This window comes from Streptococcus sp. 2018037, from assembly GCF_019754195.1.
Taxonomy (GTDB): Bacteria; Bacillota; Bacilli; order Lactobacillales; family Streptococcaceae; genus Streptococcus; species Streptococcus hashimotonensis.
Window position 1 is genome coordinate 1 of the sequence record NZ_JAIJZQ010000013.1, and the last position, 25,518, is coordinate 25,518.

23 protein-coding genes and 3 pseudogenes are annotated in these 25,518 nt (G+C 39.0%); 19 read left to right on the top strand and 7 right to left on the bottom strand.

Translation table 11 applies throughout. The features are described 5' to 3' along the window. Positions 1-355, top strand: a pseudogene (locus tag K5Q29_RS10715) (transposase); the annotation flags it as partial. Between the two features lie 134 nt (positions 356-489). Here the strand turns inward: K5Q29_RS10715 and K5Q29_RS06090 are convergent. From K5Q29_RS06090 to K5Q29_RS06100, 3 genes are all read right to left on the bottom strand, one after another. Beyond that, positions 490-798 (bottom strand): DUF1827 family protein, encoded by a 309-nt coding sequence (locus K5Q29_RS06090; protein WP_002938710.1) that lies wholly within the window; start codon positions 796-798, stop codon positions 490-492. Between the two features lie 54 nt (positions 799-852). Next, the gene (locus tag K5Q29_RS06095; protein ID WP_172699602.1) at positions 853-1,314 is read right to left on the bottom strand and encodes an NUDIX hydrolase; all 462 of its coding nucleotides are present in this window, start codon (positions 1,312-1,314) and stop codon (positions 853-855) included. A gap of 185 nt (positions 1,315-1,499) precedes the next feature. After that, the gene (locus tag K5Q29_RS06100) at positions 1,500-3,728 is read right to left on the bottom strand and encodes an ATP-dependent Clp protease ATP-binding subunit (RefSeq protein ID WP_105138934.1); all 2,229 of its coding nucleotides are present in this window, start codon (positions 3,726-3,728) and stop codon (positions 1,500-1,502) included. Between the two features lie 222 nt (positions 3,729-3,950). On the opposite strand from K5Q29_RS06100, the gene K5Q29_RS06105 reads away from it, so the two are divergent. From K5Q29_RS06105 to nmlR, 11 genes and pseudogenes are all read left to right on the top strand, one after another. Continuing rightward, a complete protein-coding gene (locus tag K5Q29_RS06105) occupies positions 3,951-4,181 on the top strand; it encodes a DUF1797 family protein (RefSeq protein WP_002938704.1) in 231 nt (76 codons plus the stop codon). A 125-nt stretch (positions 4,182-4,306) separates the two neighbouring features. Beyond that, a complete protein-coding gene (locus tag K5Q29_RS06110; protein ID WP_105138935.1) occupies positions 4,307-4,996 on the top strand; it encodes an amino acid ABC transporter permease in 690 nt (229 codons plus the stop codon). Beyond that, positions 4,989-5,723 (top strand): amino acid ABC transporter ATP-binding protein, encoded by a 735-nt coding sequence (locus tag K5Q29_RS06115; RefSeq protein WP_105138936.1) that lies wholly within the window; start codon positions 4,989-4,991, stop codon positions 5,721-5,723. The genes K5Q29_RS06110 and K5Q29_RS06115 overlap by 8 nt, the downstream gene beginning before the upstream one ends. A gap of 129 nt (positions 5,724-5,852) precedes the next feature. After that, positions 5,853-6,701: a bifunctional methylenetetrahydrofolate dehydrogenase/methenyltetrahydrofolate cyclohydrolase gene (locus K5Q29_RS06120; protein ID WP_024385039.1), complete on the top strand. Its 849-nt coding sequence runs from the start codon at positions 5,853-5,855 to the stop codon at positions 6,699-6,701. 1,424 nt (positions 6,702-8,125) lie between these two features. Continuing rightward, entirely contained in the window at positions 8,126-8,425 is a 300-nt protein-coding gene (locus K5Q29_RS06125) for a DNA repair protein (protein ID WP_105138937.1), read from the top strand. Beyond that, a complete protein-coding gene (lepB, locus tag K5Q29_RS06130) occupies positions 8,415-9,017 on the top strand; it encodes a signal peptidase I (protein ID WP_169051115.1) in 603 nt (200 codons plus the stop codon). Before K5Q29_RS06125 ends, lepB begins: the two co-directional genes overlap by 11 nt. A gap of 18 nt (positions 9,018-9,035) precedes the next feature. After that, on the top strand, positions 9,036-12,314 hold the full coding sequence (locus tag K5Q29_RS06135) for a SpaA isopeptide-forming pilin-related protein (RefSeq protein WP_205032617.1): 3,279 nt from the start codon (positions 9,036-9,038) through the stop codon (positions 12,312-12,314). A 101-nt stretch (positions 12,315-12,415) separates the two neighbouring features. Continuing rightward, positions 12,416-13,900, top strand: coding sequence for an isopeptide-forming domain-containing fimbrial protein (locus tag K5Q29_RS06140; RefSeq protein WP_105138939.1), 1,485 nt, complete (start codon positions 12,416-12,418; stop codon positions 13,898-13,900). 235 nt (positions 13,901-14,135) lie between these two features. Then, positions 14,136-14,969 (top strand): class C sortase, encoded by an 834-nt coding sequence (locus tag K5Q29_RS06145; protein ID WP_105138940.1) that lies wholly within the window; start codon positions 14,136-14,138, stop codon positions 14,967-14,969. Between the two features lie 130 nt (positions 14,970-15,099). Further along, positions 15,100-15,277: pseudogene (locus K5Q29_RS06150) on the top strand (phage tail protein); the annotation flags it as partial. A gap of 99 nt (positions 15,278-15,376) precedes the next feature. Then, positions 15,377-15,787 (top strand): stress response transcriptional regulator NmlR, encoded by a 411-nt coding sequence (nmlR, locus tag K5Q29_RS06155; protein WP_105138941.1) that lies wholly within the window; start codon positions 15,377-15,379, stop codon positions 15,785-15,787. 22 nt (positions 15,788-15,809) lie between these two features. Here nmlR and K5Q29_RS06160 read toward each other — a convergent pair whose 3' ends face one another. Beyond that, positions 15,810-16,124, bottom strand: coding sequence for a DUF3270 domain-containing protein (locus K5Q29_RS06160; protein ID WP_105138942.1), 315 nt, complete (start codon positions 16,122-16,124; stop codon positions 15,810-15,812). Between the two features lie 160 nt (positions 16,125-16,284). Here K5Q29_RS06160 and K5Q29_RS06165 point away from each other — a divergent pair, with 160 nt between their 5' ends. After that, positions 16,285-17,214, top strand: coding sequence for a peptidase U32 family protein (locus K5Q29_RS06165; RefSeq protein WP_221877053.1), 930 nt, complete (start codon positions 16,285-16,287; stop codon positions 17,212-17,214). Between the two features lie 176 nt (positions 17,215-17,390). Further along, positions 17,391-18,677 (top strand): U32 family peptidase, encoded by a 1,287-nt coding sequence (locus K5Q29_RS06170; RefSeq protein ID WP_044761901.1) that lies wholly within the window; start codon positions 17,391-17,393, stop codon positions 18,675-18,677. 19 nt (positions 18,678-18,696) lie between these two features. Here K5Q29_RS06170 and K5Q29_RS06175 read toward each other — a convergent pair whose 3' ends face one another. Continuing rightward, positions 18,697-19,020: a hypothetical protein gene (locus K5Q29_RS06175; RefSeq protein WP_024384625.1), complete on the bottom strand. Its 324-nt coding sequence runs from the start codon at positions 19,018-19,020 to the stop codon at positions 18,697-18,699. A 91-nt stretch (positions 19,021-19,111) separates the two neighbouring features. Here K5Q29_RS06175 and K5Q29_RS06180 point away from each other — a divergent pair, with 91 nt between their 5' ends. Beyond that, positions 19,112-19,327 (top strand): YdbC family protein, encoded by a 216-nt coding sequence (locus K5Q29_RS06180; RefSeq protein ID WP_105116063.1) that lies wholly within the window; start codon positions 19,112-19,114, stop codon positions 19,325-19,327. Between the two features lie 11 nt (positions 19,328-19,338). On the opposite strand, the gene K5Q29_RS06185 is transcribed toward K5Q29_RS06180, so the two are convergent. Continuing rightward, the gene (locus K5Q29_RS06185) at positions 19,339-19,878 is read right to left on the bottom strand and encodes a biotin transporter BioY (RefSeq protein ID WP_221877055.1); all 540 of its coding nucleotides are present in this window, start codon (positions 19,876-19,878) and stop codon (positions 19,339-19,341) included. Positions 19,879-20,083: 205 nt separating this feature from the next. On the opposite strand from K5Q29_RS06185, the pseudogene K5Q29_RS06190 reads away from it, so the two are divergent. Further along, a pseudogene (locus tag K5Q29_RS06190) lies at positions 20,084-20,822 on the top strand (cyclase family protein). Between the two features lie 51 nt (positions 20,823-20,873). Here the strand turns inward: K5Q29_RS06190 and gorA are convergent. Next, positions 20,874-22,223 (bottom strand): glutathione-disulfide reductase, encoded by a 1,350-nt coding sequence (gene gorA / locus K5Q29_RS06195; RefSeq protein WP_221877056.1) that lies wholly within the window; start codon positions 22,221-22,223, stop codon positions 20,874-20,876. 213 nt (positions 22,224-22,436) lie between these two features. On the opposite strand from gorA, the gene K5Q29_RS06200 reads away from it, so the two are divergent. From K5Q29_RS06200 to K5Q29_RS06210, 3 genes are read left to right on the top strand one after another with little or no spacing between them, the layout of a single operon-like run. After that, positions 22,437-23,594 carry an efflux RND transporter periplasmic adaptor subunit gene (locus K5Q29_RS06200; RefSeq protein WP_221877058.1) on the top strand — a complete coding sequence of 386 codons (1,158 nt, stop codon included), beginning with the start codon at positions 22,437-22,439 and terminating at the stop codon, positions 23,592-23,594. Then, positions 23,575-24,270: an ABC transporter ATP-binding protein gene (locus K5Q29_RS06205; RefSeq protein ID WP_044679028.1), complete on the top strand. Its 696-nt coding sequence runs from the start codon at positions 23,575-23,577 to the stop codon at positions 24,268-24,270. The genes K5Q29_RS06200 and K5Q29_RS06205 overlap by 20 nt, the downstream gene beginning before the upstream one ends. Continuing rightward, complete coding sequence (locus tag K5Q29_RS06210) at positions 24,271-25,518, top strand: ABC transporter permease (RefSeq protein ID WP_105138946.1); 1,248 nt, start codon at positions 24,271-24,273, stop codon at positions 25,516-25,518.

A 25,518-nucleotide genomic window follows, 5' to 3' on the forward strand; every position in this document is an offset into this window, starting at 1 on the left:
ACGGAGCAGAATGGATTTGAGAAAGATATTAAGATTTACGAAGCTGATCCAGTACAAGCTAGCGAGGAATTGGACCAGTTAGCACGGACAGAGAAAGGAAACCTCAAACAAATTCAGTATAATCCTACGTGGAACTATTTCAAGAACTTAGTCAAAGAGAAATTGACAAGTAAAGAGGGAGCCCGCATTTATGCCAAACGCAAGGTGGATGTCGAACCTGTATTTGGTAGGATGAAGGGTATTTTTGGCGTACGCAGAGTTCATGTCAGAGGTCAAAAGGTGGTTAAAACAGAGATAGGATTCCTCCTAATGAGCATGAATCTAACGAAATTGGCTAAGAAATTAGCCCAAAAGAGTAGAAACAGAAAGAAAAACACAGGCAGTTCAGCTGGATTTCATCAGAAGCAGCTCAATCTGTCTGTGTTTTTTATTTACTGGCTAGTTTTTGCCCAGCCTCTTTTTCTTCAATCTGAGAAGCCAATTGGCTTCTTACACTTCTGCGATAATGGGAATAGACATTTCAATCAAACGGTCTGTGTGAATCGTTTGAATGGCAGCCTTGTTAATAGTTCGTTCATCAATTTTTCGATGAAGGAAGAAATCTCGAATTTGCTCGATTTCATTTTGTTGTACTGCACGGTATTTATTACTAATCAAGAGTTCATAATGACGGGGTGCCTGTGTGAAAATAACGTCTGTATTCCCTGCAGAATAAGTCTCTACTAGGAAAGCATCAGTATTAGCCAACTGGCTTTGGACAAGATTGGGATGACTATTTGTCGTGTTAATGATTTTCATGTGGAACCTCCTCTATCTCTTTGGCTACATTATAGCACGATTAGAGTGTTTTTACTAGTTATTGAATGAATTTTCTTGCAATTTCCATTGTTCAATGCCCCATTTGTGACTACCACGTTTGAGTTTATCGATGGCTTCATTGACTGGGAACCAGGCAATATGGTTGAAATCTTCTAGTGGTTGCCCTATTTGATGGTAGCTAGTTACTTCATAGATGTAGGCTGGATTATAGAAATGGGTATCGCGGTGGCTAGAGTAGAAGTATTCGTCAGCCTGACCAAAGTATTTTCCGATTTCAGCGGTGAATCCAAGCTCTTCCATCAATTCGCGCTCCAAGGCAATGAGGTGATTTTCTCCCTTTTCAATTTCTCCACCAGGAAGAAACCAAGCTCCGTTTGGCGCTTGAACGAGTATGATCTGTTCTTTCTTTTCATCTGGGATAACTGCGTAAACACCAAAGCGAGTCTGGTAGCTGACGCCAGCCTTCTTTTCTCCAAATACAGCGATTTTCTCCATAGGCAATTCTATCCTCTTTCATAATTGGAATGAGTTGTATACATTATACCACTTTTTTATTATTTTTCCTTGTGATAGGCTTTACAAAGTAAAATTTTTTTATAGTATGGAGATGGGGAAAAATTTAGAAAAATAGAATATCAAAACAGTAAAATAGGCTACTCGTAGGGAGCAGCTCTATTTTCTTATTTTGTCTTTGTTTGTGCCTTGATCTGAATTGTACCTTTACTTGACATGACAGCACGTAGGTCTTTTTCTGCTGGATGTTCTAAGTAGAAGTCGGTGATAGCATCTTCAATCTGATCTTGGATGGTTCTGCGTAGTGGACGAGCTCCCATCTTTGGATCGTAGCCAAGGTCCACTAATTTTTCCTTAACTTTATCTGTTACATGGAGGCTGATGCCATTGTGAGAAAGGCGTTTGTTTACATCGTCTAGCATGAGGCTGACGATTTCAAGTAAGTTTTCCTTGCTCAGTGGTTGGAACTCAATAATGCCGTCAAATCGGTTCATAAATTCAGGTGTGAAGAAATTGCTAAGTTGGCCAAGGACTGATTGAGTCCGTCCTTCCATAGTCGCACCAAAACCGACACTTGCTTCAACTTTTCCAGTACCAGCATTTGATGTCATGATGATGATGGTATCTTTGAAGCTGACTGTCCGACCTTGTCCATCTGTCAGACGCCCATCGTCTAAGACCTGAAGGAACATGTGCATGACATCTGGGTGGGCTTTTTCAACTTCGTCAAGGAGGATGAGTGAGTAAGGATTACGACGGACTTTTTCAGTCAATTGTCCAGCCTCCTCATAGCCTACATAGCCTGGAGGAGCTCCGACGAGTTTAGCGACAGCGTGTTTTTCCATGTATTCGGACATGTCGAAGCGGATCATGCTGTCTGCCGAACCGAAGAGTTCGATAGCTAATTGCTTAGACAATTCGGTTTTACCGACACCTGTTGGTCCGACAAAGAGGAAGGATCCAATGGGACGATTTGGAGCACCGAGACCGACACGATTACGGCGGATGGCTTTAGCTATCTTGTCAACTGCTTCATCTTGTCCGATAACATGGGCTTTTAAGTCACTAGCGAGGTTCACAAGCTGGGACTGTTCCTTTTCTTTTAAATCACCAACTGGGATATTTGTTTTTTGCTCTACGATGGCTTCGATTTCCTTTTCAGTAATGAGTGGAATATCTTCCTCGCTGATAGTTGCCTTTTGCATCTCCTTGTACTTAGCAATTTGGTCACGGAAATAGGCCGCTTTTTCATAGTCCTCATCCCGTGTAGCTTGTGCTTTCCGATTTTCGGCATCAATCAGGCGTTGGTCAATTTCCTTTGGATCAATAAAGTTGAGGGTCAAATTCATTTTTGAACCAGCTTCATCCAGAAGGTCAATAGCTTTGTCTGGGAGGAAACGGTCTTGAATGTAGCGGTTGGACAGTACTGCGGCAGCTTCGATAGCAGCATCAGAGTATTTAACATGATGGTAATCCTGGTATTTATTTTGGATACCTTTGAGGATGGTAATGGTTTCTTCGACACTTGGTTCTTCAACTTTTACAGGTTGCATACGGCGTTCTAGGGCGGCATCTTTTTCGATAATACGGTATTCGTTGAGCGTTGTTGCACCGACTAGTTGCATTTCACCACGTGCGAGGGCTGGTTTGAGGATATTGCCAGCATCCATGTTGCCATCGCCTGCAGAACCAGCACCGACAATTTCGTGAATCTCGTCAATAAAAAGAATGATTTCGCGACGATTACGGATTTCTTCCATGAGTTTTTGCATGCGTTCTTCAAATTGTCCGCGGATACCTGTTCCTTGTACGAGGCTGACAACATCCAGACGAATGACTTCCTTGTCTCGTAATTTCTGTGGCACATCGCCATCAACAATTTTTTGAGCTAAGCCTTCAACAACCGCTGTTTTACCTACTCCAGGCTCACCGATAAGAACAGGGTTATTTTTTGTACGACGGTTGAGAATTTCGATGACACGGGTAATTTCTTGATCGCGACCGATTACTGGGTCAATATCCCCACGACGGGCAATTTCGGTAACGTTGATACCAAATTCTTCAAGGAGCCCATTTGGTTGTTGGGGTTGTTGCGGAGGAGGGGTCTGTCCACCACGTCCATTATGCCCACCGGCTTGAGTGGGAGGAGTCTGTTCGCGATTTTTTCCAGCAGGGGTATTGCCAGGATAGCCACCTAGGTGATTGAAGAATTCACTAAAGGGATCCATATTGTTAGGATTTGTTAAATCTCCCAACCCACGTAGGATAGCATTATTAGGGTCTGTTTTCATGATTTGGTAGCAGTTGTGACAGAGGTCTACCTGCTGCTGTTTACCGTTTAAGTTGGTGTAGAGATGGATAGTTGCGTCGTTGATATTACAATTTTTGCAGAGCATAATTCTACCTCTTTCTGTGAAAAATGTGACCTATTGTTAAATAGTCAAAAAAGGTCAGTTCTAGCTTTATTATAACAAGATTCATAGAAAAATCAAGAAACTGCTACGCTTGGAAAAACTTTCTATGAAAAATAGGGCGATAGGAAGAAAATAGGGAAAAAATAAGACTTTTTTGGCAATATGTGGTAAAATATTCCTATAAAAAGGATTAGGAGAACGAATATGGAATCACATTTGGTGAGAATTATCAATCGTCTGGAAGCTATGGCTAATGACGGCGGTACGTTGAAACGTAATTTCGAACGTGATGGTATTGTTGTTGCAGAAGTGGCTTATAGCTATGACGAGGAAAATGGTTCAGTATTTACCTTGCGTGATGTTGCTGCTCGTGAAACGTACGCGTTTGATAGCATCGACTTGATTGCAATGGAAATCTATGAGCTATTGTACTAAGAAGAAGTGAGAGGCACCTAAGGGTGCTTTTTTCTTATGTAAAATGAATATTATAAACAAAAGTATTGCATAAATATTCAAAAATGGTATAATAGACTCTAAATGACAGAATTGGAGTAGGATGAATGAATTTTTCTTTTTTGCCTGAGTATTGGGCTTATTTTAATTATGGGGCAATTGTTACCCTCATTATTGCATTTTTCTCAGTATTTTTTGGTAGTATTTTAGGTGTGCTGCTTGCCTTTGCTCAGCGTAGTAAGTATAAAGTTTTAGCTTGGACTGCTAATATCTATGTCTGGATTTTTCGTGGGACACCGATGATTGTCCAGATTATGATTGCTTTTGCGATGACACATTTTGTAGCACCAACTTTTCAGCTAGGAATTTTGACGGTAGATTTGACACGCTTGATTTCAGGTATCATTGTTATTTCGATGAACTCGGGTGCCTATGTATCTGAAACTGTTCGTGCAGGTATTAATGCTGTACCAAAAGGACAGCTGGAAGCTGCTTATTCGCTTGGTATTAGACCAAAGCAGGCGATGCGTTACGTTATTATGCCACAGGCTATCAAGAATATCCTTCCAGCCTTGGGAAATGAATTTGTGACTATTGTTAAGGATAGTTCACTTTTATCAACCATCGGTGTGATGGAATTATGGAACGGTGCTCAGACAGTTCAATCCACTTCTTATATTCCTTTAACACCACTTGTATTTGCAGCGTGCTATTATCTAATTATGACAACGGTGCTAACAGTGATTATTCAGTCGTTTGAGAAAAAGTTGAACAAGGGAGGGCAGTTCCATGTCTAATGCAATTATTTCTATCAAGGATTTACATAAGTACTTCGGAAAGAATGAGGTTCTAAAAGGAATTGATTTAGATATTCAACAAGGTCAGGTAGTCGTTATTATCGGTCCATCAGGGTCAGGGAAATCGACTTTCTTACGTATAATGAACCTCTTAGAAGTACCGACCAAGGGAACTGTTACATTTGAAGGTGTTGATATTACTGACAAGTCAAATGATATTTTCAAGATGCGTGAAAAGATGGGAATGGTTTTTCAACAGTTCAATCTTTTTCCGAATATGACGGTATTAGATAATATTACTTTATCACCTATTAAGACCAAGGGAATTGCAAAGGATGAGGCTGAGAAGAAGGCTAAGGAATTACTTGAAAAGGTAGGATTGCCAGATAAGGCGAATGCCTATCCACAAAGCCTTTCAGGTGGTCAGCAACAGCGGATCGCTATTGCACGTGGTCTGGCCATGGACCCAGATGTTTTACTTTTTGATGAACCGACCTCTGCACTAGACCCTGAAATGGTTGGTGAAGTTCTTGCTGTTATGCAGGATTTGGCTAAGTCAGGGATGACCATGGTTATCGTGACTCATGAGATGGGATTTGCGCGTGAGGTAGCTGACAGGGTTATCTTTATGGATGGTGGTGTCATCGTGGAGGATGGAACGCCTGAAGAAGTCTTTGAACATACCAAGGAAGAACGGACCAAGGATTTCTTGTCCAAGGTCTTGTAATAAATGAACAAATAAGTACGACTCCGATATTGTTCGGAGTTTTTTGCTACATGCTATATTCTACTTTGTACAAGTATAGTCAGTCGGAGAATTTTAGGGTATAATAGAAAAAACAAAAGGAGTGTAGGTATGACAGTCATTGATGGGAAAGCACTAGGTGTAAAAATGCAGGCTGCCTTGGCGGAGAAAACTGCTCGATTAAAAGAAGAAAAGGGGTTGGTACCAGGTCTTGTAGTTATTTTAGTTGGCGAAAATCCTGCTAGTCAGGTTTATGTACGGAATAAGGAGCGGTCAGCTCTAGCTGCTGGATTCAAGAGTGAGGTTGTTCGCGTTCCAGATACGATTTCTGAGTCAGACTTGTTGGATTTGATTGAGCGCTATAATCAGGATGATGAATGGCATGGTATTTTGGTGCAATTGCCCTTACCAGCCCACATCAGCGAGGAGAAGGTCTTGTTGGCTATTGACCCAGATAAGGATGTGGATGGTTTTCATCCGACTAACATGGGAAAATTCTGGTCAGGTCATCCTGTCATGATTCCATCTACTCCAGCAGGAATTATGGAAATGTTCAAGGAATATCAGATTGAGCTGGAAGGGAAGTCTGCTTTAGTTATTGGTCGTTCTAATATTGTTGGTAAACCGATGGCACAGCTACTATTGGATGCCAATGCTACTGTAACGATTGCACATTCTCGTACCAAAAACTTGCCAGATCTTGCTCGTCAGGCTGATATTCTTGTTGTTGCCATTGGTCGTGGTCATTTTGTGACCAAGGAATTTGTTAAGCCAGGTGCCGTGGTGATTGATGTTGGTATGAATCGTGATGAAAATGGCAAGCTAATCGGTGATGTCAAATACGATGAAGTATCAGAAGTAGCAAGTTATATTACCCCAGTTCCAGGTGGTGTTGGTCCGATGACTATTACCATGTTGATGGAACAGACCTATGAAGCTTGTGTCAGAAGTGCAAAATAAGATAGAGAGTTTAATAAAAATAAATATATCCATGCCTGCTTTGGTAAAGCTCTATTCTTAGAACCTGTATTTACAAGCGAAGTACTCATATTAAGAGACAGATTTAGCTAATCAAGGTAATTTTTTGAGGGGATGTTGATTGTATTTTGAAAAAAACTAATGATGAGTAGCTTAAAAACTAGCCTTAGAATAGAAGCGTTGAACTGTGAATACGGGTTCTTAAATTATGACTGCAGTTCTCGTATGAATAAGTCTATTTTTAAGCGACTCTACTCATTTTATTGGTCATATTCAATAAATCAGTCTTAAGACGGATGTGACTTTTAGTAATATTGGTTATACTATACCCAATCCTAAATATTTTTCATAATCTCCTGAAAAGCCTGATCGTGTGATCAGGTTTTTTTGTATGCAAAAATGAGCCTAGGCAAAAAAACAATACTATTTCTCAAAGTTTGACCAACATCCCAGTGTAGTAAAAACGTTTGGAGACAGATTGTTTCAGCTCAACAACTGGGATAAAGATTTATTGCCGAATTCTTTTTTATACTCTTCGAAAATCAAAATCAGACGTTGTTGACTTGGTTTGATGAACTTCAGTTTTATCTGCATCTTCGTCGTCTAGTCTGATTTTGATTTTCATTGAGTATTATCTGTCTAGTTCTTTCTCTCTTTCATTTTGTGTTTATAATGTTTTAGGTGATTGTGGGACGTTTTCAGTGAAATTGCTAATAGAACGGTTTTTACTCCTAGTCTTATCTGAGTAATAATAGGATAAAACTCATATACCCACATAAGAGTAATAGAGGTTTGTGAATAGTATTTAGTTAGAAACATTTGTTATCAAATACAGGTTCTACGTTATATTTAAAGAACTTCTCTATCATTCGTTAGGAAATATTTTTTCTCCGATTTATTGCTAGATAGGAGCAGTGTATGCGTTTCTAAAAATCTGAAGTTGGAGGATGTTCAATTTTAAATAAGTTACAATCTGCAAATCACTACTAAAATCAATTTATCCCTTATACAGGGTAATGTAATAAATTGTTTTTTCTTTGTTTTTTGTATGTTTTTTCAAAAAAATATATGAAATAAATGAGGGGAATCTAGTGATGCACTAGCTATGAAAAAAATATTTATATTAATGGAATTGTTTGAGAAATCAGAAGGATGTAGTTTTTCGATTTGCATACATATTTTTTCTTAAACATATATGTGCAAAAAGTTCTGATTTTTTTGTGTTTTTTTAAGAAATTGGCATTGTTGACAAACTAAGGATTGGCTTGGTATCATGTACAGGCTAATTTGATTGTATTATATTTACAAAAATGTATATATTTTGATTGATATGTGATATTTAGAAGCAAACAAGCATATATTTTGTAGCTAAAGCAATATAAGCAAAAAGGAGAGAGGAAGAAGCAATGTTAAATGCAAAAGACCTTAGAAAACTGAAGCGTTCTGAATTATTTGAACTCTTGGTTGAGCAGGCAAGGGAAATAGAGTCTTATCAAGCAAAATTAGTAGATTTGGAAAAAAGAATTGAGTATCGCGAAGCGGTTTTGGGAGAAATTGGTTCGATAGCGGAGGCGTCTCTAGCAGTTACTAGGATTTTTGAAGAAGCACAATTGGCTGCAAATATTTATCTTGAACAGGTTCAAAAAGTTACACATAAACAATCTGATAATTGTGAAATAGGGAGAATAGATGAGGATGGCGACTAATAAAAATAAGGATTATGTTACCATATCAGATTTACCCAGTATATCAATAATGTCAGAGGAGCTGAATAAAATACGATATAAAGAGCGGTATCTTGAGACATTAAAAAATACTATTTTCACGCTTATTACTGTCGCTGCACTTGCAGTATTAATAGCCATGTTATGGTTGCCAGTTCTGCATATTTATGGAAGTTCCATGTCTCCTACTCTGGAAGCAGGTGATATGGTGGCAACTGTGAAGACAAATACACTTTCAACTGGAGATATGGTTGCATTCTACTACAATAATAAGGTTTTGGTAAAAAGAGTAGTAGCCACTTCTGGTCAGTGGGTAAATATAGATGAGCAGGGGAATGTTTATGTAAATGGAAAAACATTAGACGAACCCTATGTTAAAGATAAGGCCTATGGTCAAACGGATATTAAACTACCGTACCAGGTTCCAGAAGGTCAATATTTTGTAATGGGAGATCATCGCAGTGTATCTATTGATTCTAGAAATACAGCTATTGGGTCAATTGGTGAGGAGCAACTGGTTGGAAAGTTAACCTTTCGGATATGGCCATTTCATAAAATGGGAGTAATAAAATAAAGGAAGGAGATAGAAAACATGAAAATATTATGGGAAAGATTGTTTAAATTTGTTCAGCAATACTTTCGAGAGAAAAAGACTGCAAAAATAACTATGGCGTTGTCAATAATTATGGCTTTTGGAATATCGTATTTGCTGATTTTACCAGCCATTACTTTAGAGACAGACAGTCAGGAGAGTGTTCTGCAATCAGTCTATAATCAGCCAACAACAGTAGAACAGCCAGTTCAAGAAGAACAGGCGGAGTCACAGTTGGCACAGGTTCAATCTGCTGGAAGCTTATTCGCTGAACATGAAAATATAACTGTACAAGTTAACTATGAGGCTCATACATTTGAACAGCCTGTTCGATTACAGGTTTTACCTTCAGAAGATAGTACAAAATATAGTGATAGAGTATCATCTATTCTTGAGGAAAATTCTCAGATTGTTCAGCAGGCTCATTCCTACGAACTTTCTTTTTTGACTGAATCAGGAGAAAAAATCGAACCTCAAAAAGAAGTGAGAGTTTCATTTACATTTAAAAATAGTATACCTGTAGAAAAAAGCTCGACAAAATGGAAGTTCTATCATTTCAAAAATAATGATTTAGATAGTGTTGAAGATTTAACAGATAAAACAGAAATAAAGACAGATGAAACAGGACTCACCAGTATTGAATTTTCTTCAGATTCTTTCTTCAACTACACACTAGTAGAGACAGCTGAAAAGCCTATCACTTTATATGCAAGAAAAGAATGGAATGAGTTTGATAGTGATGACGTTATTGATATAGAATTGCAAGTTCAAAATGAAGATGGTTCATGGAGAATAGCAGAAGTTGAAAATGCTGTTCAAAGTATTGAAGCGCCGGATGAAGCAACTTCTACTCAGTTAGTATGGGAAAATGTAGCAAATTCCTCAGCGACGTATCGAATAATTGAACGAGCAGCAACAAATAGTGAATTGGTAAATAAAACAGGGAATGGAAGCAAGGAAAATCCCTTTGTATTAACAAGAGAAGTGACAGAAGCAACTGTCTCAATGGATTCCTTTTTACGCTCGGCGTCAAATGTTCAGATAGCTGAACAAAGTGGAAGCTTTACTTTGAAGAAAGTAAATGAGAAAGGGAAGGCATTAGCAGGTGCTGTATTTACTCTTTCTGATTCAACTGGTAAAGTTATGCAAACGATAACTACTACTAACGATTCAAAGGGGACTGTATTCTCAAATCTAACGAAAGGAACGTATACCCTTAGAGAGACTAAAGCGCCTGAAGGTTATCAGTTATTGAATGATTACTATGAAATCAGAGTTAATCATTACGGAATTGTGGAAGCCAAATATATAAAATCCACCGATTCAACATCTGAAGAGAAAATATCAGAGTCCCGGGGTAATACTATTATTAGGCAGCCTAAAGTAGAAAATGTAGTTGAAGTATTAAAATACGAGCTGACTTCAACGCGAAGTGATACAAAAAAAGATAATGAAGATGCAGTGTGGATGACCAGTGGAGAGTTTATAAAGTTAGCTTTTGAACTTAAAGTTAAACCAGATACTCAACCGGGAGATTCTTTCACAATTAAGTTGGATAGTAAATTATCACCTACAGGGATTAGAGAACGTACTTTACCGCCTATTCCTTTGAAAGTTGGAGATACGGTTGTAGCTACAGGAAGGTATGATGAAGCGACAAATAGCTTTATTTATACATTTAATGATTATGTACGACGAGAACAGAATATCAAGCTTTCAGCAAGTTATGCGACTATGGGAGCGGATTTGAAGAATGTACCTTATTCAGGTAAACAAAGTTTTACAAATGTTATAGATGGACAAAATCAACCTTCAAAAACATTTTATATTGATTATGGGGCTTCCAGAGAGATGCCAGGCGGTGTAGCTAAAGGATTAAAAATTCGTAATCAGGTAGCCTCTGTTAATCGTCTTACTGGAGAAGTTGAACGAATTATTTATATCAATAATGGAAATGACCTATCTAGAGATTATGTTTCCAGTTGGTTTTTGGGGAAACATCAAATTACTCTTGATAACCAAGGTCAAACTGATATTACTAATCTTGAAATATTTAAGGTTCCAAATGCTCTTAAACATACCTATATGCCTGATAGTATGCATGGAGGGACTGAGGGATTAGAGAAAATAACTAGTGCTCAATATAATCCTAATTCCTCTGCAATCATTATAGAAAAGAATGAATTTTATGATGATGCGACTGGTAAGTATAGCAATGGTTTTTTAATTAAAATTACAGAAAAATTACGGGTTCCAACTGCTGCTACCAATATGACAGCGACATGGGGATTTACAGGATGGAGTAGCAATTCAGTTAGTGTTAGTGCAAGTGTTGTTGCATCACAGGCTGAATCAGCTGGAGAAGCAGAGCGTAAAACCCCGGTTATTACTATTAGTAATAAAAAAGAAGTTGTGCCAACAAAAACATCAATCACTGTAAGGAAGCAGTGGTTAAATGAGGATGGAAGTGAGATTGGAGAACCAACAATTTCTTCCATTACGTATAATCTTAACCAAATTTCCACGACAGAAGATGGAACGAAGACAACAACAGTCTATCAAGCTAACCAGACCTTAACTGCGGCTGAACAATGGACAAAACGGTATGATAATTTACCAATATCAGGTGTAAATGAAGCTAAACAAAAGGTTAGCTATGCTTATTATGTAGAGGAAGTCCCCCTACCAGGCTATAGTGTTTGTTATTTGAATGAGAGTAATGCTGATACGGTAAATCCAGCAGAAGCAGCTATTGTTAAGGGGATATTGACAATAAAAAACCAGAAGTTAAATATGACAAGCATTACGGTCAATAAACAATGGTTTACAGCAGATAAGCAGCCAACGGATCGTGTGAACGGAGAAATTAGCTATGATTTGAAGCAAATAGTTCATTTTGATGACGGACGTAAAATTATAAAAGATTATTTGAGTGGCGAGACCCTCAATCATACGATGAATTGGAGTAAGACATATCATGAACTTCCTAAAAAAGGTAAGGAAGAAGGAGAGACTGTTACGTACAGTTATTTTGTACAGGAGCATCCAATAATTGGTTATAACACTAGCTATCAATCTGAGAATAATGAGGTGGATGTAACTACTCCAGAAAATGCAGCCATTGTTTCGGGGATAATAACCATAAGAAACGTCTCTACCCGAAAATACGTGTTGCCTAATACAGGTGGACCAGGTGTAATCATGTATTACTTATTGGGAGTAATAGTATTACTGGTTGTTGCGGGAGGATTATTCTATAAATTTAATTTGTATAGTTGATTCATTTATATGCGTTATAGGAGGAGAGACTGTGCTATAACTGCAGAAAATGGTGAGAAATTATTTTATAAAAAATTTTTTAAGTCAGAAAGGATATTTTCGTGAAAAAGTTAATAACAATCTTTACAGTATTTTTTACAGTCATGTTCTATGCCTTGGGTATTCTAAAGGTTTCTGCTGAGGAATCTAGAAATTACAGTTTAACAATCAATGGTACAACAGCTGGTCATACCTATGAAGCCTACCAAATTTTTAAAGGTGAAATTTCAGAAGACGGTAAGACACTTTCAAATATTGGATGGGGCTCTGATGTTACACCTTTTACTTTTGAAGAAAAGAAAGAGGTAACAGATATTGTAGATTTATTAGGTAAGGAAAATGACGACTCTAACAAAGTTAAGGAGTTTGCATTTGAAGCCGGTAAACATTTAAAAGGGGCTCCTTCAAAATCAGTTGTGAGTACTGCTGACAAGACAATTCTCCCTGGGTTAAAGCCGGGTTACTACCTAGTTAAAGATAAAGATTTTTCACAAGAAGCTACGAATAAGAAAACAAATACTTCTTATACTCGCTTTATTTTGAAAGTTGTCGGAGATGCAGAAGCTACTTTAAAAAGTGACATTCCAACCGTTGAAAAGAAAGTTAAAGATAAAAATGATACCACAGGTGTAGAATCAAATTGGCAAGATGCAGCAGATTATGATTTTAATGACCAAGTTCCTTTTAAATTGACAGCAACCCTACCAAGTAATTTTGATGATTATCAAACATATAACCTTGAATTTGTTGATACTTTATCTAAGGGGTTGAAATATAATGAAGATGCTAAAATTTATTTAGAAAACGAAGGTAAAAATAGAGTTGAAGTCACAGACAAATTTAAAATTAGTAAAAATCCTAAAGAACTTCAAATCTCTATTGAAAATTTGAAATCTATTGAAAATCAAAAAATCAATTCTAAAACTAAAGTGGTTGTAGAATATACAGCAACATTAACTTCAGAAGCTGTTATTGGTGGACAGGGAAACCGAAATGAAGTTGAGTTAGTGTACTCAAACAATCCTAACTCTGAAGGGCACGGTAGAACACCAAAAGATGTAGTTATTGTCTTTACATACCAAACTATTGTAAATAAGCAAGACCAGGATGGGAAGGCTTTGACAGGTGCAGGATTTACTCTTTATAAAAAAGTAAAGAATGATTGGAAAAAGGTTGGTGAAGAAATAAAAGGTGGCGAACTAACTAAATTTGAATTTAAAGGCCTTGATGCTGGAGACTACAAATTAGAAGAAACTACCACTCCAAGTGGTTACAATACAATCAAGCCACTTGAGTTTACAATTACTGCGGAATATACTATTGAGTCTGCAATGCCAACATTGAACAAACTGTCAGGTAACGAAGAATTGAAATTTACTTCAAACTTGCAAGATGGCTCTCTCTCAACAAATGTCATTAATAAAAAAGGTTCATTACTGCCGTCAACAGGTAGCGTTGGGACAAAGATGCTTTACCTTATTGGGGCATTGTTTGCAATCAGTTCAGCAGTCCTTCTTGTGACGAAGAAACGTGTAGACCTTAAGTAAATTTGGAATAGGTTGGAAATTAAGCTAACTTGTTCGCAACAGTCGTAGAGGTCAGATTTGAAGCGTAAAACATGAATTACTGAGATTTGCTTTGCAACTCCTATCTCCAACCTTTAACAGTCCAGTGGACTGTTAAACCCAATCAACCACTACGCTGAGATGTAGACACGAACTCTGAGAAGCGAGGCTGGCCTTTTTCCCAGCCTCTTTTCCTATTATTCAAAATGAGGTTATTATGATTTCCAAATCTAAAAATAATTACATAACGAGTCTGCTAGTCTTTTTCTTAATAACTGGCCTATTATTGTTATTATATCCAACAGTAAGTGATTATTGGAACTCACATTATCAATCAGAAGCAGTAGCTACTTATTCTGAGAAATTATTGGATATTTCAAAAGAAGAAAAACAAAAAATTTTAGAAAATGTTAGTGCATATAATAGCACGCTCGAAAAGGGGACAATACCTAATTTAAATATAGACAGTGTAGCTTTAAAAAAGTATGAATCAATTTTAAATATCACAGATACTGGTATTATGGGCTATGTAGAAATTCCTAAATTACAGACAACGTTACCTATTTATCACGGAACGGATGATGCCGTATTGCAGGTAGCAGTAGGTCACCTTGCTGGGACTTCCCTTCCCATTGGCGGTCAGGGAAGTCACGCTGCTATTTCAGGACATCGGGGATTGCCTTCTGCAAAACTGTTTTCTGATTTAGATCAGCTGGTTATAGGGGACACATTTATGATACAAGTTTTAGATAACACTCTGACATACGAAATTGATAAAATTATTACGGTTACTCCAGATGATGTATCTCCTTTGATGATAGATCCGAATGAGGATTTCGTAACCCTTGTGACTTGCACACCTTATGGTGTTAATAGCCACCGATTATTAGTTAGAGGTCACCGAATTGAAAATCAACTACTTACTAAGCAAGTAGTCTCAGAGGGATCAATTGTAAAACCTATACTGGTTTCTCCTTTTATTGCTTTATGTTTATTAGGACTACTTTGGAGTTTATTTTTTATAAAAAAAGAAGTAAATTTGTTTATGTGACTTAGATAGTATCGCAAAGAATGTCAGACTATTCGACTTTGTTCTTTAGCTTTTAAGCTTAGGAAAGGGAGATTTTTCCAACTCCCAATCATCCAAAAGGTGAAATAGAAGATAAACCAAATGACGATATGTCAATGTCCTCTATACGCTTGAAGAAGGCGGCAAGCGATCGGTCGGTTTCAAATTGTCAGACGGCATTGAAATTCCCAAAGAATTTGAAGGCAAATTCAAGTTTGCCCGCCAACGGCTTCAAACTAGCAGGCGAAATCCGTGGCAGCTTCTTTGTGGTTAAAGGGGACTATTTATAAAATAGCAAATCTGGGGAAACCCAGATTTTTTGTCGCATACTTGACTTAGAGTTGACTTAAAGGTATATAATAGATATACAAAACTAAGGGAGAATGAATATGAACATTAAAGAAGTTAGTGATGTAACAGGTCTATCGGCAGATACCATTCGCTACTATGAGCGGATAGGGCTTATTCCCAAAATTGCAAGAAAATCTTCTGGAGTAAGGGACTTTGTGGAAAATGATGTAGCCGTTTTGGAATTTGTTCGCTGCTTTAGGAGTGCTGGTATGTCTATTGAGCGCTTGATTGAGTATATGGGCTTGGTGCAGGCTGGCGATAGTACTGTGGAAGCCCGGATTGATTTACTAAAAGAGGAACGGGAAGTCCTGCAGTTACGATTGTTGGAAATTCAGCAAGCTCTAGAACGTTTAGATTATAAGATAGAAAATTACCAGACTATATTAAGAGGTGCAGAAAATCAATTGTTTACAGACGGCAGTGGTTCATGCAAAAAAGACAGAGAATAACTTTCTCTGTCTTCATACTTCATTATTCATTTTTTCTGATAACTTGTCTGGGTTTAAATTTCTTCTTTAGTCCAATTTGAACCAAACGTAGTCCAAGAAAACCCGTCGCACTTGCCAATATGATGGCAATAAAAACAGGAATGCCTACGGATAGATAGACATAACTAGCGATGACTGTTATCAAACTAAAAAATGCGATATTAACAAAAAACAACAATTCCTTTAGACGTTCTTTATTGGTATTTTTTGCTTGATAGGTTTGAAAATTAGCCTTTTTCTCTTTCGGGATATACTCTTCGTACTGGTACTCATGGGACTGATAGTGTCTTAATGGCATATCGTCTCCTTTTCTGCTCCTTAAAGAATACCATATCATTGATGAATTATTATGTCATTTATATTACAATAATGTTACAAGAAGGATATTAGAAAAGTCTGAATATTAAAACACAGCTAGTCACTTATCAGATATTTCTCTTTTTGATATAATTATCCTTATGGGAAAAATTATCATTACAGCAACAGCTGAAAGTATTGAACAGGTCAAGGAACTGCTTACAGCAGGCGTTGACCGCATTTATGTAGGTGAAGCCGACCATGCTCTTCGCATCCCAACAAATTTTACCTATGATGAACTCAGGGAAATAGCAGAGCTAGTTCATAGCGCTGGGAAGGAATTGACGGTCGCTGCCAATGCCCTCATGCACCAAGATATGATGGACAATATCAAACCGTTTATGGAGCTAATGAGGGAAATCAAGGTTGATTATCTGGTTGTCGGAGATACTGGAATTTTCTATATCAATAAACGTGATGGCTACAATTTCAAGCTAATCTATGATACATCTGTCTTTGTGACTTCCAGCCGTCAGATTAACTTTTGGAAAGATCATGGAGCAGTAGAGTCTGTTTTAGCAAGAGAGATTCCATCAGAAGAACTCTTTGATATTGCTAAGAACTTGGAAATGCCAGCGGAAATCTTGGTCTACGGCGCCTCTGTTATTCACCATTCTAAACGAACCTTGTTACAGAATTACTACAATTTTACAAAGGCGGATGAAACAGACTTGTCACGTGGACGCGGACTTTTCTTAGCTGAGCCGAGCGACCCAGATAGCCACTATTCTATCTTTGAGGACAAGCACGGTACCCATATCTTTATCAACAATGACATTGATATGATGACCAAGCTATCAGAATTAGATGAACATGGTTATCATAATTGGAAGCTTGATGGTATCTATTGCCCTGGTCAGAACTTTGTTGAAATTGTTAAGCTTTTTGTTCAAGCAAGAGATTTGATTGAAAAAGGCGAATTCACTTATGATCAGGCCTTCCTTTTGGATGAACAGGTGCGCAAGCTCCATCCAGCTGAACGTGGCTTGGATACAGGCTTCTACGAATTTGACCGCAATAAGGTTAAATAACAATATTTATAGCACAATTTATTTACTTTAACCTGGCAGAGTTAGCTCTGTCACTTACTATGTAAGGTCAGAGCACGAAAACGCCTTTGGGCGATTTTCTAAACTCTGTACTAGGTTTCCACATGAAAAAGTATCGTTTTCACGTGGAAACCGTCGTAAATAGAAAGAAGTTTATTATGTCAAAAACATTAAAGCGTCCCGAGGTCTTGTCACCTGCTGGGACTTTGGAGAAATTGAAGGTAGCCATTGATTATGGTGCTGATGCTGTCTTTGTCGGTGGCCAGGCCTACGGTCTGCGTAGCCGAGCAGGGAACTTTACCATGGACGAGATGCGGGAAGGGATCGAATATGCCCATGCCCGCGGTGCCAAGGTCTATGTAGCTGCCAACATGGTTACCCACGAGGGAAATGAAGAGGGAGCAGGAGCCTGGTTCCGCGAATTGCGAGACATGGGCTTGGATGCGGTTATCGTTTCCGACCCAGCTCTTATCGTCATCTGTGCGACTGAAGCACCAGGCCTTGAAATCCACCTGTCAACTCAGGCATCATCTACCAACTACGAAACCTTTGAGTTTTGGAAGGAATTGGGCTTGACCCGTGTTGTCTTGGCCCGCGAAGTGACCATGGAAGAAGTGGCTGAAATCCGCAAACGGACAGACGTTGAAATCGAAGCCTTTGTTCACGGTGCCATGTGTATCTCCTACTCAGGTCGCTGCGTCCTCTCCAACCACATGAGCAAACGCGACGCCAACCGCGGTGGTTGCTCTCAGTCTTGCCGCTGGAAGTACAACCTCTATGACCTACCTTTTGGCGAAGAACGCCGTTCGATTAAGGGGGAAATACCAGAGGAGTTCTCCATGTCTGCGGTGGATATGTGTATGATCGACCATATTCCAGATATGATTGAAAACGGAGTCGATAGCCTGAAAATCGAAGGCCGGATGAAATCCGTCCACTATGTATCAACCGTAACCAACTGCTACAAGGCAGCGGTAGATGCTTATCTTGAAAGCCCAGAGAAGTTTGAGGCAATCAAACAAGACCTGATTGATGAAATGTGGAAGGTTGCCCAACGCGAATTGGCAACAGGTTTCTACTACAGCCCACCGAGTGAAAATGAGCAGCTCTTCGGTGCCCGCCGTAAAATTCCAGAATACAAATTCATCGCGGAAGTAGTAGCCTTTGACAAGGAAAACATGACCGCCACCATTCGCCAACGCAATGTTATCAACGAAGGCGACCAAGTGGAGTTCTACGGACCTGGTTTCCGTCATTTTGAAACGACTATCCAAGACCTTCGTGATTCAAATGGAGAAAAGATTGACCGGGCCAACAAGCCTATGGAACTCTTAACTATTAAGCTGGACCGTGAAATTTATCCTGGCGACATGATTCGTGCCTGCAAATCAGGCCTCATCAACCTCTACCAAGAAGATGGACAATCCCTAACTATTCGTGCATAAACATAAAAAGGCTGAAATTTCAGCCTTTTGTTTGTTGTTGAGAAGTCTTGATGCTATCTGGAACCAAGGTAACTTTTTTGATGTCCTCGATTTTTATAATGCTGGTAACCTGACGTTTGAAATTTTTCATGATAATCCGTTGGCGATTGGTATCATATTTCACAATGTCACCTGTGAAACTACGATCGCCATAGATGACATGGACTGCAGCTTTTTTATACAAAGCCAGCTCCAAGTTATTCTTGATTTCTTCCTTGCTATCTGGCTCAATAGACTTAGGAGCTTTGCCATGTTCTAAAAAGACGGTGATCTGCTCGAAAATAACTTCTAAAAACCTCTTCATGGCATAATCCTTTCAAACTTGATATAATTATATTATCTAATTTTTATAAAAATGACAAGCTTTTTCGAATAGATAAGCGAGGAGGTAACAAATGGCAGAATTTACATTTGAAATTGAAGAAAAATTATTGGTCTTATCTGAAAATGATAAAGGATGGACCAAGGAGCTTAATCGAGTATCTTTTAATGGGGCACCAGCCAAGTATGACATCCGTACCTGGAGTCCTGACCATACCAAGATGGGGAAAGGGATCACTCTTAGCAATGAGGAATTTCAAGTTCTACTCGATGCGTTTACTAATAAATAAATGAAAGAAGCCTAAGCAAAATAGGCTTCTTTTTTGATAACAGGTTGCAATAAACGATGACAAATCATGACTAGTGTAATTTTAGCTAAATCAGGAAGAATGAAAGGCAAAACAGTCCATCCGATAGTGTCAGTCCAACTGGCACCTGAAACTAGCTTAAATACAAAACAGCCGAGAAGGAAACAGATACTTGTTCCAAGTAGGCAGGCTAGAAAAATTGTAACTGGTGAGGAGTCTGATTTAGTGAGGGTAGAAGTGATGATAGTGTAGAGTAGAAACCCCCATAGAAAGCCAGATGTCGGTCCTGTGAGTGCAGCAAAGCCACCAGAAAAACCAGCAAAAACAGGTAAACCGATAGCGCCAAGAACTAGATATAAGCTGACACTTGTAATTGCCTCCTTGGGTTTGTATAGACAAGCTACTAAGCCGATAGCCAGGGTTTGTAATGTAAATGGTACAGGTCCAATAGACAGACTGATTTGTGAAAGGGTGGAAATTAAGGCTGTTCCAATAGCGATATAAACAAGTGATTTGATAGAAGTTGTTTTCATTTGTTATCCTCTTTAAATTTTATGGTTAACAAAAATTATAGTGAGATTGGATAAGAAAGTCAATGCTCTTTCATCGGCTGTAACAACTCTATAGGTGATTTTTATAACAACTAATAAGAAGCTTATATAGTAAAGAAACAACAAATTATATGTAAAACAACCTACACCTATGCTAGAATAATAAAAAAAGAAAGTGAGGATTTCTATGACAGAATTACTTGATATTTACCGTACTCTTAAATCTAAAACTTGGGTAGACTTGACTCACCAAATCAATGAAAAGAGCCCGCATTTCCCTGTGCTACCAGCTCTCGAAAAGAAAGCCCTATTTTACTCATAAGGATGGCTTCTTTGTCGAACAATTTACTGTTGTGGGGCAGTATGGAACCCATGTTGATCCTCCGATTTATTTTGTAGAAGGAGCTCGTTATCTTGATGAGATTGATTTGAAAGATTTACTCCTGCCACTCTACGCTATTGATAAATCAGCTGCTGTTATAGAAAATAATGACTATGAGATAACTAAGCAGGATATTTTAGACTTTGAGGCTGAATATGGTCCAATAGCGCCAGAATCTATTGTTGCCTTTCGTTCGGATTGGTCAAAGCGCTGACCTAGTCAAGATACCATTCGTAATCTAGACGAAGATGGAGTTCAACGTACACCAGGATGGAGTCATGAAGCTCTAGAATATTTGATTGAAGAACGTCAGGTGAAAGCAGTTGGCCATGAAACATTGGATACCGATTCAGGAGTATCTACAGCCAAACACGGAGGAAATTTACCAGAAGAATACTATCTCCTATCAAAAGATATTTATCAGTTGGAAGTATTGGCAAACTTGAATCAGGTACCACCAACAGGTGCATTGATTTCAATCGCTTTTCCTCATTGGGAGAAGGCTTCGGGTTCACCAGTGCGAGCAATTGCTATATTACCATAAGAAAAAGTCCAGACAGTGCTGACCTTCATGTCTGGACCTTTTTCAATTGAGTTAACGCATAGTAACAAATTCTTCAGAACCTGTCGGATGGATGGCGACAACGGCATCAAATTCTTCTTTTGTAGCTCCCATTTTGATAGCAACTGAGAATCCTTGAATCATTTCATCGACACCATAGCCAATGCCGTGCAGTCCAACGACTTTTTCATTTTCTCCCACAGTTACTAATTTAAACTTGGCCATTTGGCGGTTGTTTTCTAGGGCAGTGTACATAGAAGTAAAGGCTGAAGTATAGACTTTTACATTGTCCTGACCGTATTGGGCAATTGCTTCGTCCTCAGTTAGACCAACGGTCCCGATAGCGGGGTGAGCAAAGACGACAGTTGGGATGGTTGTGTAATCCATTTTTGCGGTTGGTTTATTGTTAAATAAACGTTCTGCCAAAAGACGACCTGCCTTGATTGCAACGGGTGTTAATTCCTTTTCACCAGTCACATCACCGAGGGCATAGATGCCTGGTACAACTGTTTCTTGGTATTCATTGACAGAAATATGTCCTGAAGAAGTAAGTTGAACACTAGTTGCTTCTAGGTTGAGTTTGTCAATATTTGGTTTACGTCCAATTGCCCAAAGGACCTTCTGAGCAATATGGCTACTACCGTCAGCAAAGTTAATCTGGATTCGTCCATCATCAGTTTTTACAAGACTGACAGGAGTTTTCCCGGTATGGAGTGGAAGGTTGGTACGTTGCATTTCTTCCATCAAGGCATCAACAATGTAAGTATCAAAGCTACGAAGAGGGCGATTGCCACGAACAAAGAGGTCAGTTTGGACACCGAGTCCATGTAGGAGACCAGCCATTTCCACAGCGATATAACCAGCACCAATCACAGCCACAGAAGAAGGTAATTCTTCCCATGCAAAGACATCGTCAGATACAATCCCTAGCTCACTACCAGGAATAGCAGGGACTGCCGGTTTGGCGCCAGTTGCGATGACAATGTGTTTTGCACGAATCAGCTCACCATTGACTTCAACCGTTTGATTGTCCACAAAACGTGCGAAACCCTGGATAACTTCTACTCCGTTATTGTTAAAAGTATTACCGTAGGATGCGCGTGAACGCTCAATATAGGCTTCGCGATTTTTACGCAAGGTAGCAAAATCAAAGGTTACTTCTTGGCTAGTAAATCCATATTCAGGTCCATAATGCTGGATGGCTTCTGCTACCTGAGAACCGTACCACATAATTTTTTTGGGTACACAGCCAAGGTTAACACAGGTCCCTCCTAGATAGCTTCCCTCAATAACTGCTGTCTTGGCACCGTACATAGCGGCTCGGTTCATGGTAGCGATGCCTCCGCTCCCGCCTCCGATAGCGATAATATCAAACACTTTCATAAATTTCCTCCAATAAAGGTCAATAATTATATTCATTGTAACGCTTTTTTGTATGTCAATCAAAAATCTGCTACGTTACCTTACAAAAATGTAAGTGGGAAAATTGCCTAACTTTTTATAAAATAGTTAGGAAAAAACTTGCATTTGTTCTTGTATTTGTGTATTATATAGACAACACAAATAGGTATGTTTTGTAAAGAAAAGGAGTTTGTTATGTTAAAGACAAAGAAAGCAAAAATTGCTTTGTTTGGTGGTCTTGGAGTGGTCGCAGTTGCCTTAGTAGGTGGGGCTTTAATTTTTAGCAATATGCTAACATCGCCATCATCTTCGGAAGATGTAGCCATGAGTATGACCTATACTGTTGCTAAAGAAGGCTCAATTGCTTCCTCAACGCTACTTACAGGAACGATTACAGCAGCAGACGAGCAGTATGTTTACTATGATCCTTCTAAGGGAGATTTGAGTGAGGTTTTGGTTGCTCCAGGTGCTAAGGTCGAAGTAGGTACCCCTTTGATTCGCTATGATGCTACAGAATTACAGTCTGCTTTGGATACTGCTGTTCGTGGTCGTGATAAGATTGGTCGCCAAATTGCAGACTTAAGAACTAACGGTCAGACTATTCAAACAACTGGTGATGCAGAAACAGATGCTGCAGCAACTGCTACTGCACAACGTTCAGTAGATATGCAGTTGGCAGACTTGAATGATTCATACGCAGATGCTCAAGCTGCGGTTGATAAAGCCTATACAGCCTTAACAGAAGCGACAGTAACTAGTACCGTTGCTGGTACAGTTGTTGAGGTGAATAAGGCTGTTTCTAAGAATTCTACATCGAGCCAAACAGTTGTACATATTGTAAACCAAGGTAGTTTGCAAGTAACAGGTAGTTTGACAGAATACGATTTGGCTAACATTGCAGTGGATCAAGAGGTCAAGCTGACTAGCAAGGTATATCCCGATAAGACTTGGACAGGGAAAATTACCTATATTTCAAACTATCCATCTAGTGATCAAGCTGGTGCTGCTACAACAGGAACCAGTGGTTCAGGTGCTAAATATCCATTTAAGGCAGCTTTAACTAGTGAATTAGGTGAGTTGAAGCAAGGATTTTCTGTAAATATTGAGGTTGTCAATACAAGTAAAAACATTTTAATTCCGGTGTCCGCAGTTGTGCCAGAAGAAGATAAAAACTATGTGTGGACCTTGGTTGATGGGAAAGCTAAGAAAGTAGAAGTCACTCTGGGGAACGCAGATGCTTTGAATCAGGAAGTGACCGCTGGTATAGCAGCAGGAGATAAGGTTATTACCATTCCAACTCCGAATCTCGAAGATGGCAAAGAGGTTGAAGCCAATGAAGAACCAGCTTATTAGACTAACAAGTATCAATAAATCCTACAAAAATGGTGATCAAGAACTCCAAGTTTTAAAGAATATTGATTTAGAGGTGGAAGAGGGAGAATTTCTTGCCATTATGGGGCCCTCTGGTTCAGGGAAATCAACCTTGATGAACATTATTGGGCTTTTAGATCGTTCCAGTTCAGGAAACTATTGGTTGGAAGGTGAAGAAGTCAGTCAACTTTCTGAGAAAAAATTAGCTCAGGTTCGGAATGACCAAATCGGTTTCGTTTTTCAACAATTTTTCCTCTTATCGAAACTTAACGCCCTTCAAAATGTAGAATTACCCTTGATTTATGCTGGAGTTCCATCAAGCAAACGTAAGGAACTAGCTAAACAATATCTTGAAAAAGTTGAATTGGCAGAGCGGATGACGCATTTACCATCAGAATTGTCTGGTGGTCAAAAACAACGGGTAGCTATTGCACGTGCACTAGTCAATACCCCAGCTATTATTTTAGCAGATGAGCCTACAGGTGCCCTAGATACCAAGACAGGTGAGCAGATTATGCAACTTCTGACGGAGTTGAATAATGAAGGAAAGACCATTATCATGGTTACGCACGAGCCTGAGATTGCTGCCTACGCAAAACGAAAAATCGTTCTACGTGATGGAGTAATTACCGAAGATAGTCGAAGGGAGGGAGTTTAGATGGAAAATTGGAAATTCGCCCTCAAATCTATTATGGCTCATAAAATGAGATCGCTCCTTACTATGTTAGGTATCATCATTGGTGTGGCTGCAGTTGTCATTATTGTTGCCATGGGAACAGGGGTGGCCAAAAGCATAGAAAAGTCTCTAGCTGGTGATCAAAATAATGTTCAGGTTTACTTTACTGCCTTCTCCAGTTCAAGCACAGCTTTCGGTCCGTTTGGCACAGCGTCGACGGAAGAACCAATTTTAGAGGAAGAGCCGGATTTGACGGATTCTACTTTAAAAGGACTGCTAGAGATTGATGGCGTATCAAACTATTACTCCAGTATTAGCAACATAGCTGAAGTCAGATCGGGCAATAAAAAAGCAGAGAATGTCACTATTACTGGTGTTAGCCAGAATTTCTTTGCTGTGAAAGAGTATGAGATTTTAGCTGGTCGTCAGTTTACAGCTAACGACTATAGTCGTTTTTCACGTATGATTATGTTAGATACGGCACTAGCAGAGAAGTTGTTTGGTTCTATAGAGAACTCTCTCAATCAGACGATTAGTGTTAATAGCAATGCCTATCTAGTAATAGGGGTTTACAAAGATCCGAAAGCAGGGACAGCTATTTATGGAATGAATTCAGGTGGAAATGCCGTCATGACTAATACGCAGCTGGCTGCTGAAACAGGCATGAAAGAAAATTCTCAAATCTTTGTCCATGTTGAAGATGTTACACGGGCAACAGAAGTTGGTCAGGCTGCTGCAGATTACTTGACTAAAGCGACTGGATTGAAAGAAGCGAGATACGAGATTTATGATATGTCAGCCATGTTGGAGGAGTTTAAATCTCAAATGTCTGGCGTTACCTTGTTTATCGGTGCTGTTGCAGGTATCTCCTTGCTAGTTGGTGGTATCGGTGTCATGAATATCATGCTGGTATCAGTAACTGAGCGGACTCGTGAAATCGGTCTTCGAAAAGCGCTTGGAGCAACTAGAGGAAATATCTTGGTTCAATTCTTGATAGAAGCGATGGTCTTGACAACTCTTGGTGGAGCAATTGGTCTCGCAATCGCTCAGACAATAGTGTTCTTGCTCAATGTGAGCAAGGCGTTGGGCGAAAGAATAGCTGCTGAAATTTCAATTCCTGTTGTGTTAGGTAGTCTGGCTTTCTCAGCAGTAGTTGGTATTGTGTTTGGTGTACTACCTGCAAACAAAGCATCTAAGCTTGATCCAATTGAAGCTTTGCGCTATGAATAA